This is a genomic window from Deltaproteobacteria bacterium (assembly GCA_016874735.1).
In the GTDB taxonomy this organism is placed as follows: Bacteria; Bdellovibrionota_B; Oligoflexia; order Oligoflexales; family CAIYRB01; genus CAIYRB01.
This window is the reverse complement of the sequence record VGTI01000008.1, coordinates 79,062-90,389: the sequence shown is the minus strand read 5'-3', so window position 1 is coordinate 90,389 and position 11,328 is coordinate 79,062. Positions and strand designations below refer to the sequence as shown.

The 11,328-nt window shown below is 51.7% G+C and carries 10 protein-coding genes; 2 read left to right on the top strand and 8 right to left on the bottom strand.

The genetic code is table 11. The features are described 5' to 3' along the window. The coding region (locus tag FJ146_06735; protein MBM4251648.1) for an APC family permease at positions 1–898 on the bottom strand (898 nt) is incomplete at its 3' end. Positions 899–1,095: 197 nt separating this feature from the next. On the opposite strand from FJ146_06735, the gene FJ146_06730 reads away from it, so the two are divergent. Beyond that, the gene (locus tag FJ146_06730; GenBank protein ID MBM4251647.1) at positions 1,096–2,079 is read left to right on the top strand and encodes a class I SAM-dependent methyltransferase; all 984 of its coding nucleotides are present in this window, start codon (positions 1,096–1,098) and stop codon (positions 2,077–2,079) included. Positions 2,080–2,166: 87 nt separating this feature from the next. Here the strand turns inward: FJ146_06730 and FJ146_06725 are convergent, their stop codons facing one another. From FJ146_06725 to pruA, 7 genes are all read right to left on the bottom strand, one after another. Continuing rightward, entirely contained in the window at positions 2,167–3,486 is a 1,320-nt protein-coding gene (locus FJ146_06725; protein ID MBM4251646.1) for an MFS transporter, read from the bottom strand. Between the two features lie 149 nt (positions 3,487–3,635). Next, on the bottom strand, positions 3,636–3,980 hold the full coding sequence (locus tag FJ146_06720) for a hypothetical protein (protein MBM4251645.1): 345 nt from the start codon (positions 3,978–3,980) through the stop codon (positions 3,636–3,638). Positions 3,981–4,064: 84 nt separating this feature from the next. Then, positions 4,065–5,045 carry a hypothetical protein gene (locus tag FJ146_06715; GenBank protein MBM4251644.1) on the bottom strand — a complete coding sequence of 327 codons (981 nt, stop codon included), beginning with the start codon at positions 5,043–5,045 and terminating at the stop codon, positions 4,065–4,067. Between the two features lie 10 nt (positions 5,046–5,055). Further along, on the bottom strand, positions 5,056–5,910 hold the full coding sequence (locus FJ146_06710; GenBank protein MBM4251643.1) for a membrane protein insertion efficiency factor YidD: 855 nt from the start codon (positions 5,908–5,910) through the stop codon (positions 5,056–5,058). 169 nt (positions 5,911–6,079) lie between these two features. Then, positions 6,080–6,988, bottom strand: a complete 909-nt coding sequence (locus tag FJ146_06705) for a radical SAM protein (GenBank protein MBM4251642.1) — start codon at positions 6,986–6,988, stop codon at positions 6,080–6,082. Between the two features lie 81 nt (positions 6,989–7,069). Then, the gene (locus FJ146_06700; GenBank protein ID MBM4251641.1) at positions 7,070–7,651 is read right to left on the bottom strand and encodes a peroxiredoxin; all 582 of its coding nucleotides are present in this window, start codon (positions 7,649–7,651) and stop codon (positions 7,070–7,072) included. Between the two features lie 85 nt (positions 7,652–7,736). After that, entirely contained in the window at positions 7,737–9,368 is a 1,632-nt protein-coding gene (gene pruA / locus FJ146_06695) for an L-glutamate gamma-semialdehyde dehydrogenase (GenBank protein ID MBM4251640.1), read from the bottom strand. Positions 9,369–9,543: 175 nt separating this feature from the next. On the opposite strand from pruA, the gene FJ146_06690 reads away from it, so the two are divergent. Next, positions 9,544–11,295: an AgmX/PglI C-terminal domain-containing protein gene (locus tag FJ146_06690; protein ID MBM4251639.1), complete on the top strand. Its 1,752-nt coding sequence runs from the start codon at positions 9,544–9,546 to the stop codon at positions 11,293–11,295. The last annotated feature ends 33 nt before the right edge of the window (positions 11,296–11,328 follow it).

Sequence of the window (11,328 nt, the reverse complement as noted above, 5' to 3'; positions counted from 1 at the left end):
ACCAGCCGGCGCCGATCGTCGACTTGGCGAGTTGCGATAAAATCGTATCTTGTGGATTAGGGGCTAAGTGATAGGCGTGGGAAAGAAACGTGATCCCAAGAAACATGGTCGTTAGAAGGCCGCTCATGACGAGCATGGTTTGAGCGGCGTGTTTAGATTCGGGCGCCTTAAATGCTGGAACACCGTTCGATATTGCCTCGACGCCAGTCATCGCTGAACATCCAGAGGCAAAAGTCTTCAGTATTAAAAACAGACCTAAACCCTCAACAGCAGCGGGCGGGTTCACCACGGCCGCAGCAACTGGAGATCCAAATAGTAGCTTGAAAGCTCCTATCACTAGCATTGTCAAAATGGACCCGATAAAGAGAAAGGTGGGAACAGCAAATATATTTGCTGAGTCACGAATGCCGCGCAAATTTACCAACGTTATGATCACAATGCAGGCAACACCCACCTCTACATTCCAGGCTGCCATAGCTGGGAGGGCCGACGTTAGAGCGGCTACCCCCGAGGACACCGAAACTGATACAGTAAGGACGTAATCAATAAGTAAAGCTGCCGCAGCGACTAGCCCAAAGTTGCGACCCAGATTGTCAGCGGCAACTGTGTAGGCGCCCCCACCATTAGGGTAGGCAAAAATCGTTTGACGGTAGGACACCGTCACGATCACAAGTAGAGCAACAATAGCTAGGGCGATCGGAATGTTTGCCGCAAAAGCCGCAACACCCGCGGCACTAAGAGTGACCAAACTCTCCTCGGTAGCATAAGCAACAGAAGAGAGGGCGTCCGATGACAATACAGCTAGGGCCTTAGGTCTCGTCAATCGCTCGTGAGAGGCCTCGGACGTGGCAAGTGGGTCTCCTAGCACCAGGTGTTTTAACTGTCGCAAGCGACCCATAGAATCAGCCCTTAATTTGTGGTTGTGAGATCGAAGGCGAGCATTAGGCTGCTCAGATAGTTAAGTATCGACGACCCACCCCGACTTTTTAAGTAGCTTTTACCTATGTACTGATACCCAGATGCTATTTATCAAAGGGGCCGTAATTGGCGAATATAAAGGAGGTGAACGTACACCACACATTGGAGCCACAGTCTATGTCAAATCTCCTGTCCCTCTATTTAAGTCAAAAAATTAGGTTGAACGCCCTCCCTGGAACCATAAGTAATAGAAACAAAAGACAAAATAATAAAATGAATGGCCCCGTGTTCGTTGCGACCCAGGTGCCCCAGTATCGAGAGGAGCTTGACCTAGAAGAACGTTACCGAGTGGAGAGCCTTACCCGAGATCGCTACCTAGAGACCTTTAAACTGCTACAGAGCGTCTCAAATGAGTACCAGGACATGGCCGCATTTATTGCGAAGGAGATCGAAACTAGATTTTTAGGCCGTATTTCACTTCTCGATGTTGGTGCCGGATCCGGTCACCTCATGAAAAAACTTGGTGAGATATACAATTTAGCGAACATTTCTCGTTACGTCGGAGTCGAGCCTGATGCGACTGCTGCGGCTTCATTAATCCAATTTTGGCAAGCGTATCCGACCGTGCAGAGCGTTGTCGATGTAGAGCGCTTTGATCAAGCTAGGGGTAGTGATCTTCAGCAGAAATTTGATGTCGTCTTGTTTTCACACAGCTTGTACGGCATGAAGGACCCCAAGAGAGCGTTGGAGGAGGCCAAAAAGCTGCTGAATCCTGGTGGTGTAATCATCGCCATAATCAATACACCGATTGGACTTGTAAAATTCTTTGCTGCAATTGAGCCCTATCTTGATCGAAATACAGCTGCTATTGAAAACTTCAACTTTGACAGCCAAAAATTGGCCGCAACTCTGCGCCAGCTAAATTGTAATTTTGAGGCTACACCCATCGTTACAAACTTTGACCTTACTTCTCTTTACGAGACTACGGTTGAGTCTGATCAAAGGCGACAAGAATTTCTGTCTTTTGCCACCCTGTGTGAGATTGCTAAAGCACCGCTGCCTGTTCGTGAAGATGCAGATTTTTTACTTCGCGCCAGCTGCATGAAAGTTGGGACAAAAACCATGTTACCGCAGCCCATGGCAGGATTTGTTATCAAATGAAAATAAAAAGAAGCGGCGGTAAATTCGAGAGATCGAGTTTACCGCCGTTTTCTTGTCATCTCTCACCAAACTGTAAAAGTGAAGATTCTACTGTTCAAGGAAATCGAGACTTTTGCCATAGGTTTCCCGCATCATAAAGCCCGCGACGAGTCCAAATACAAGTACAATACCGGCTACCGTTAGGGCCGCGTCACGCATCCCAATCTCAGGTCTAAGGAACTCCAAGCTGAGTGTCATGGGAATGACTAGCGCTCTAACTAAATTTGGTACAGTGGTAGTGACGGTTGCACGCAAATTGGTACCAAACTGCTCAGCAGTCGCTGTGATCAGCAGCGCCCAGTATCCAGTAAAGTAACCGAGGACAAAAAGGATAGCGTAGTAGGACCAAGGTGTCCCGTTCCTGTGCAGTAAGAATCCAAGTGTGAACACGGTACTGCCAAGTAGTGATAGGAGGATAACTTTCTTTCGTGAGGCCAATTTTTGACTTAGGAATCCGTTAATAAGATCCCCGATAAGATACCCAGCTGTTGAGACTACAATCGCTGTTGAAACCTGCAGTTCTCCGGTTACGCCAAGGCTCTTGCCGATTTCCGGGGCAAATGCTGAAAGGATTCCACTCATGAACCAGAGAGGCCCAGCGGCGAGAGCGCAAGCTGCGAATCGCACGATGCGATTTTTGTCGCATAGCATCCTTAAGTCACCGCGCTTCACGGCGCTACCTTTGCCCTCCAGATGGTGAAACAACTCAGAATCAAGGGTTCTCATTCTCAGTGCCAAAAGGCAAAATCCCATCAAACCACCTATTACATAAGCATTTTGCCAGGTACAAAGCTCGCCGATCGTTGCGGACATGACGACGCCTAGCGAGCCAAATGCTGCGATAATGGCGGCGGCGTAGCCTCGGTGCTCCGTCGGCAGTGCTTCGCTGACTAATGTGATGGCTGCCCCTAGTTCGCCGGCGAGCCCGAATCCGGCTAAGAGACGCAGGGCTCCGTAGGTCTCTATGTTTGTGGCCCAAGCATTGGCAAAGTTTGCCACGGAATAAAGAAGAATCGATCCGAAAAGTACGGAGCTTCGACCCTTTTTGTCACCAAGCATGCCCCAGAAAAAGCCACCGACAAGCATCCCAATCATTTGGAGATTGATCAGTAGCACGCCCTTTGCAAGCAGCTCATCACCATGATAACCAAGTGTCTCAAGACTCGGCCTACGTACCAACGAGAAGAGAATCATATCGTAGGTATCGACCAGGTAGCCTAATGCAGCGACAATAACGTTTGGATGTAGGAGGCTCTGCCTGAGCCCTCCGTATAGGCTTGGTCCTGACTCAATATCACTTGCAACCATTGCCTGAGTTTGCATGAGTATTCCCTTCATCAACTGCAAGGTGAGATGCTCTCGGAGCATGTTCCACACGCGGCATGCAGTTCTTATCTTCGGGAATATTGCGACGAAGGTGAAATATCGACTAACGATAAATTAATCGTCAAAAACTATTGAAGCGAAATGAAGTCAGGCGCCACGTAGACGCCTAACTATGCGTATTGGTAACGAGATTACTCGCCTCTAACTTCGGTGCAAACCTTAGCATAAACACCCAGAATCGATGTCAGCTCGTAGTCGACCGAGGCAATTTTTTCAATGCCAGCACTCTTTTGAGCCGTCGAGATCGAGTTGTCACCCCAACCAACAACGCCAAGTACGTTTTGTCCGCAGGCCTTGCCGAATTTACCGCGCTTCATCGATACGCCAGGGGCGATGGGCCCGTTGACACTGGTATAAAGGCATCCTGAAGGTACAACACCGCCATTAGCGCCGCCGCCGCCCACACTTATACATCCAGTCATAAGAAGGGGGGAAGCCAGAGCAATCAAAGCGAGGTTACGGGAGAAAGAAAACATGGAATGCTCCTAAATAAAAAATATACTTTCTATGATAGCAGTGCGGCGAAGATACTTTCAAGTTAGCGAGAGCATTCCCAAAATTTAGAATTTACTGTCTTCGCCTAGGCTAAGGTCCTGTAAGCCTCGACGCAGTCTAGTTCTGCGATCATCATTTCGACGATTAGCAATCTCGCCCGCACTGTAGATGTTTGCCGTGTAGAAAGTGGCCGCAAGAGTGCCCCATCCAATTGCGGTAGCTGGCGAATAGCCTGGGATCTTTTGCGATTTTTTCCACGAATCATAAGTCAGGTAAAAAAGTGCGCTGTTTACTATGAGTGACGATGCAGCCACCGCGTACTCACCGCTGTATGCATGTCCCAGGCCTGGGATCGCGGCCAAGAGAGAGGCAACGCGACTGCTGTATGGTTTCTCGGCTTCAAAGGTGCGTATCAGCTCCTCGGATCTTCTAGCTAGCTCCTTGTAAGTCGGAGCACTTGATTTTGACGTCACCACGGCCTGATACTGGACCATTGCCTCTTCAAGTCTGGACTGAGCTGCTAAGGCAGTGCCCAGTAGCAAGCGTGACCGAGAGAGCCTCTCGGCAAGTGATGTAGCTTGATTTGCAGATAAATGATTTGTCGTGCCTGGCGTCAAGGTATCGCTAAGAGTTGACTCAGCAGAGTGATAAGCGTCCATTTGTATCAGAGATTTAGCGAGGAGTACCTTGGCGTCGATACACTCAGCCGGATCAGTAACAGTAGTTTTAGTATCCCCGAAACAAGGTGAGGCGATAACAGAGCTTAAACGCCCACTGATCACAGCTTGGGCCTCGTTGAACTTACCCTGAAGGTAGTAAGAGTCCGCCAACTTGAGTTGTAAGTTGAGGGGAGCGGCCGGTCCGATAAGAATTAGTGCCCTCTCAAACTCCTCGGAGCTACGCGAAAAGTCTCTGGCTTCGTAAAATCTTTGGCCAAGATCCAGGTGATGCGAGGCCCAAATCTTACTGTCTTCTGCCAGTGCAGTTAAGGACTGCGCACTCACTGCGAGCAAAATAAAAATGATTCGACACAAAATCTGCCACATCTTGATTCACCTAATTCACGGGGTCAAAAACTCGCCAGCGGCCCAAATGATAAACTAACCGGTAATTGCCACTAGATTCAAAATCGAAACTTTCCTCAAGGAGCCTCTCAGCCGTCATCCAGAGCCCTTTAAGAATTCCATGTTTCCTAGTCGCAAGAACGCAGTACTCAGAGCAGGTCGGATAATGTGGGCAGCGCGGACCATCGGCAGCGGAAATCAGCGACCACACTCTCTGGAGTACTGGTCTAATCGGCGTTGAAGGCCCTGCCGGCGCCTGTCTGTTTGAACTCTGCAGAGATGCGGAGCTTTCGATAGTAAGATGATCGAGGGGGTGCCAGACGCGATCTTTGACCTTCTTTATGCTCTGCTGCATAAGAAGCGCCGGTGAGCGTCCGCTTCTAAAGATCGTGGCAGTGAGGGTCTCTGTAAGTCCAGCTGTGGCATGAGCCCTTGCCTCACATCGCGATAATGCCTGATCAACCACTTGACCGACTTCGCTATAGCTGACGAGACGCCACCGCGTAAAACCGGAGCGATTACCCGCGTGCTCAACGATATCCATATTGGCTGGAACCGGTCCAAGTGGCATTGACGAGGCGCGACGAAAGCGAATACGCCGCCATGACTCGGGATAATCCTCACGCACTTGAGCGGACTGCGGTGACTGCCAAAATATTTTCAGAGCACTGAGGTAGGGAATCGGAAGTCTGAAAAAGTCTGAGTCAGCTAGATAAAACGGAATAATAATACCAAGGTGGGGATCGATCACTGAGACTACTGGTAGCTCCTTGCTCAGCAAATATTGTTCTCGTCCGCCAGTCAACCTGATCGCGCAAAGACGGCTATGCTGCTGATCAACTGTCACTGACCACTCTTGGAGCTCAATTGATCTCAGCAGCGAAGATTGATCTGGTGACTGACCTGTTTCAGAGATCCAACTTAAATTAAATTTGGTCGGCCAAGTTGCACCAAGGGTGGTGTGTGCCGATAAGATTAAGAGCAAGAATGGTAGTAACACCACGGCTTTTCCTATCTTAAACGGGTGCGGCTGCGTGAAGTTTCTTCGCCTTCTTGTCAAATCGCGCAATGAAAGGACATTTTTGACAGAGCTCCTCGCGGAGTACACCCAACTGAAAACCAGAGCGTATACGCTCCGCACGATCGCTGCCAAGAATATCGTTCAGAGGTTGTGTGAAACTGTTACCCAGATTAATCACCGCCTCTTTATCAAGGCAGCAAGGGACCACTGTTCCGTTGGCGTGGATACCAAAGTGACTACTCAGACCGTGACAGAATCCCTGCTCCGATCTTTTAGGCAGTGCTGGCGATGGCCACACAAATCGTGAATCAAAATGAGCGGAAAGGCGGCCGCGGAGTCGCGCCTGCTTACGACGCTTGATATTGATTGCAGCTGGAGATAGGTCAACTTTATAGCGATCTTCAAGAATCGCACGAATTCGCTGATTGCTTGGTGCAGGCTCATCGCCCACTTTGAGATCCCAGAGCCGAAGATTTATGTAAAGGTCTGGCCTAACCTTTTCCGCCTCGTCGGCAAAGGAGAGAATCCGCTCCAAATAGGGATCCACCTCTCTCGTCGGAAAGTTCGCCTCAAAACTGTGCACTGAAATATTCACTTGGCGCAATATAGGCGAAAGTAACAGGTCTTTGCGAGAACCTGTGAGTAGCACACCATTAGTGGTCAAATTGATTGGTAATCTTGCCCTGGTGCAGATATCGATAATCGATGCTAGCTCGGGATGATTGAGGGGCTCCCCCATTAGATGGAGGCAAACCTCGTCGACTAACGGGGCAATCTGCGGGGCTAACGTCGCAAACTGTTCAGCAGTCATGACCTGCTTTTGCCGCTCTACCTCAGGGCAAAAGTGGCACTGCAAGTTACATATGTTGCTTATTTCGACGTAGGCACGCCTGTAATTAGGCATAATAGTGGACACACTTTAGAGGGGCGGAGAGACTAAGTCCCTCACGCTAGCGGGTGAGCAGGCGCGAGGGAGGTCACGCAATCACTTCTTGAAGTATGCTTTGAGACCATCTTGCGTGGTCTTCATCGACTTCTCGCCTTTTTTCCAGTTGGCTGGGCAAACTTCGCCGTGCTCTTCCGTGTACTGAAGAGCTTCGACAAGGCGCAAGAACTCATCGATGTTACGACCCAGTGGCAGGTCATTGATCGTTTGCTGACGCACTTTGCCAGTTTTGTCGATGAGGAATGCGCCGCGCAGTGCAACGCCATCGTTAGGAATCAGCACGTCGTAATCGCGAGCGATGGTCTTATTGATGTCAGAGATGAGGGGATACTTGACGCCCTCGATACCGCCATCTTCGCGCTTGGTGTTGAGCCAAGCCAAGTGCGAGAACTTACTATCGACCGATACGCCGAGGACCTCAGTGTTCAACTTCTTGAACTGCTCCAGTTTGTCTTGGAACGCGTGTAGCTCCGTCGGGCACACGAAGGTGAAGTCGAGTGGGTAGAAGAATAGAAGGACGTACTTACCACGGTAGTCAGACAGGCTGACGGATTTGAAATCACCGTTGACTACGGCCTCTGCTTTAAACTCGGGGGCATTCTTTCCGACTAGAACGGACATCGATTAGTCTCCTTAAAATTGAGCCACCTGTGGCCGATAAAACCAAGTACCGAATCCAAACACGGTGGCCCTAGATTGTCAACGATCACGCCTCGTGCATATGGGGATATGCATATTGCGTGGGTGGAACGAACGTTTCCTTGATCGTACGCTGACTCATCCAGCGCACCAGGTTAAGTTTGCTGCCAGCTTTATCATTAGTGCCGGAGGCGCGGGCCCCACCAAATGGCTGCTGCCCAACGACGGCACCCGTAGGTTTATCATTGATGTAGAAGTTACCTGCAGTCTGCTCTAGTGCCGTCGTCAGTTTGACAATCGCCTGGCGATCTTGGGCAAAGATGGCACCCGTTAGAGCATAGGGAGAGGTCTCGTCGGCGAGTTTCAGCGTCTCGTCCAATTGCTGGTCGTCGTAGACGTAAATCGTCAGCACCGGACCAAAGAGCTCCTCGCTCATGGTACGGAATTTGGGATCTTCCGTCACAACGACGGTCGGCTTGATGAAGTAGCCAACAGAGTCGTCTGTCTCTCCACCAACGAGGATCTTCGCTGCAGTCGACTGCTTAGCGTAATCGACGGCGCCTTTGAGCCGCGCAAAGGCACGGCTATCGATCACTGCGGCTAGGAAATTCGTGAAGTCGGCAGGATCTCCCATCTTGAGACTGCTGACCTGGCTCACCAAGTCGTCCTTAACTTTGGCCCAGAGACTGCGTGGCACGTAAGCGCGCGACGCCGCACTGCATTTTTGCCCCTGATACTCAAAGGCGCCGCGCACGAGCGCGGTGACCAAGGCCTGAGCGTCGGCCGACGGATGGGCAAAGACAAAGTCCTTGCCGCCAGTCTCGCCTACCAGGCGCGGATAGGTGCGGTAGTTGTTGATGTTCTGGCCGACGGTCTGCCACATGCTATTGAACACCGCTGTGGATCCCGTGAAATGAACGCCAGCTAAGTGCTGATTGGCAAGCGCCTGTGCACTAATAGCGACGGGATCTCCGCTAATCATGTTGACGACGCCGTCTGGTAGCCCGGCCTCACGCAGTATCTGCATCCCAACCCAGGCGCCAGCAAGTCCGGTGGCCGCTGGCTTCCACACCACGCCGCAGCCCATGAGGGCTGGGGCCGTTGGCAAGTTGAGCGCAATCGACGTGAAGTTGAAGGGGCTAACAGCAAAGACAAAGCCCTCAAGCCCACGCCCCACTGTGCGGTTCCACACACCGGCTGGCGAAATTGGCTGATCACGGTAGAGTTCCGTCATGAAATGCACGTTGAAGCGCCAGAAATCTGCGAGCTCACAGGCAGCGTCAATTTCAGCCTGATAACAAGTCTTGCTCTGGCCGAGCATGGTTGCGGCATTCATGACCTGCCGGTATTTACCACTCAAGAGATCGGCAGCTTTAAGAAATACGGCCGCTCGGTCTTGCCAAGCTAAGCGTGACCACTCTTTTTGTACGGTAACGGCTGCGTTGATGGCCGCGTCCACATCCGAGGACGTCGCATTGTGGAACTTAGCGATCACATGCTGATGCTTGTGCGGCATCGTGACCTGGCCTGCGGCCTGTGAGCGGACCTCTTTGCCTTTGATGACCAGCGGGATATCGACCTGATCCGACGATTGCCTCTTGAGTTCGGTCTTGAGCGCGGCACGCTCTGGACTACCAGGGGCATAATTGAGAACCGGTTCGTTGACTGGGGGGGGAACTGTGAAAAGCCCGTTGGCCATGTTCATCCTCGCAAGCAGTTAAGACCTGGGCGCATTCTAGCGTGACTTGGCCAAAAGGCAACGCCCCTGTGCTTGAGACCGGAGGCCAGACAGTGCGGTAAGTTGGGGGAGATGGGGTAGAATGAAATGATCCATCCTCACATCCAGTCCCATTCAACCATGGAACCACCCGACCTTGCTCACGTTGTCACGGCTGCTATCGCTATCAATACTGCTGAGCGCAGGTGGCTTAGCCTCTGGTGATTTTGTTGCGGTTGCCGCTGCCAAGGCCCAGTCCCAGGCCAAGGCGACCAAGACGGGTGTGAGCACTAAGACATGGGCGGGGCGTCCAAGGGGCAAAGGTGCAACGGCAGTGCCTCAGGCACAGGCCCCAGCAGTCGCACCCAAGCCGGTAAATGCTCCGGCGCCTGTAGCTCCGGCATCATGGACGGCGCCTGGTCAGGATGAAACCGAGGCACGTGAGTGGCGTGGCGAGCGCTTTGCTAAAAAACACGGCGGCCTTTTTGTTGGTCTGTCCCTGCAGCAACTAGCCGGTGGCAAAGGCCGGATCCCGGAGGTCCGCGTCATCGTCACCGACATCCAGCAGAGAGAGACGCATCTTCTGCGTCTGGATCCGAGTCGCCTGAGTGCAGCCGCACCGGGACAGATGTTCATTGCCGCAACAGGTAAGTACGCGATTAAGCGCATTGAAGTGATCGACGGTAGCGGTATTAAACGTAGCTGGAGCGGTGGTGACGATAGCTTCAAGTTTGCCGTCAAGAGCTACTGCCTTTCTAACCTAGGACGGTGGACCTTTACGCCCCAGGGTGCCAATGGCCTTGCGGTGACTTTTGAGTCCACTCCCAACACCTTCAAGGAACTGGGGCGGAGTCGCGAGGACAACAGTGTAGCCGCCGTCATTGATGGTACCTCCGGAGCGGTGCAGGCGATCTTTGCTGGCAAAAAAGCACTCTTTGGCGCGACCTCTGCCACCGATGGTAAGGGAGCCCCGAGTGGCGCCGGCGCGCGGCAGGACGTATCTGCATCTGGCCAGCTGGCAGGTTTACGTCTTAATGAATGGCACGGTGAGTACTTCGAAAAGAGTCGGGGGGCGTTTTTTATCAGCCTGAGCCTCCAAAACTTTCGCGGTGGTTTTACCAGCGAAGTCCAGGTCTATATGACCGACCTTTTGCACAACAATCCGGTCATGGTTAGCTTAGATCCGAGTCGTCAGCCAACATCCGTTGCTGGCCAGATTTGGATCGCGGCGACGGGCAAATACCGCCTCGATAAGATTGAGCTCGTCGATGGCACTGGGGCTAAGAGAACCTGGATGGGCGACGCCGATCAACAGCGCTACTCCGTGAAAAAGCAGTGCCTCTCAAACCTAGGAAGATGGATTGTTAGGCCCCAAGGTGCGGACGGACTAGCACTTACCTTTGAGCCCATTGCCAATCCCTTCAAAGAGCAGGGCAAAGATCGCAAGGATAGCTCGGTGGCAGCCGTGATCGATGGTAAGACTGGACTCGTGCAAGAGGTTTTTGCCGGCAAAAAGGCGATCAATAACGCCGAATCTGACAACTCCACGACGAACGAATTGCGCCGCAGCATCACGTTTACGCGTCAGATTTCCATGTTTTATAAGCTAGACCTCATGCGTCACAACTACCATGCCAAATCTATTGCCGCGATCCTTAACGCCAACGATGCGTCGGTGCGTCGGTGCTACACGGATCGACTCGATTTCAATGATAATTTGCGAGGTACTTTGAGCTTTACCTTTCTTCTGTCTAAACAATCAGGGACTATGGCCAAGCTTAAGCACACGGGCGGCTCGGCAAACGATCCGAAGTTAGCGGAATGTGTCTATCTAGCGCTCTCCAGTATGCAGTTTCCTGTTCCGGATAATATGGTGGGCGAGTTGGTTTATACTTACGACGTAAAATAGTTATAATTACTGAGCTACTGCAGAGGCAGGCAC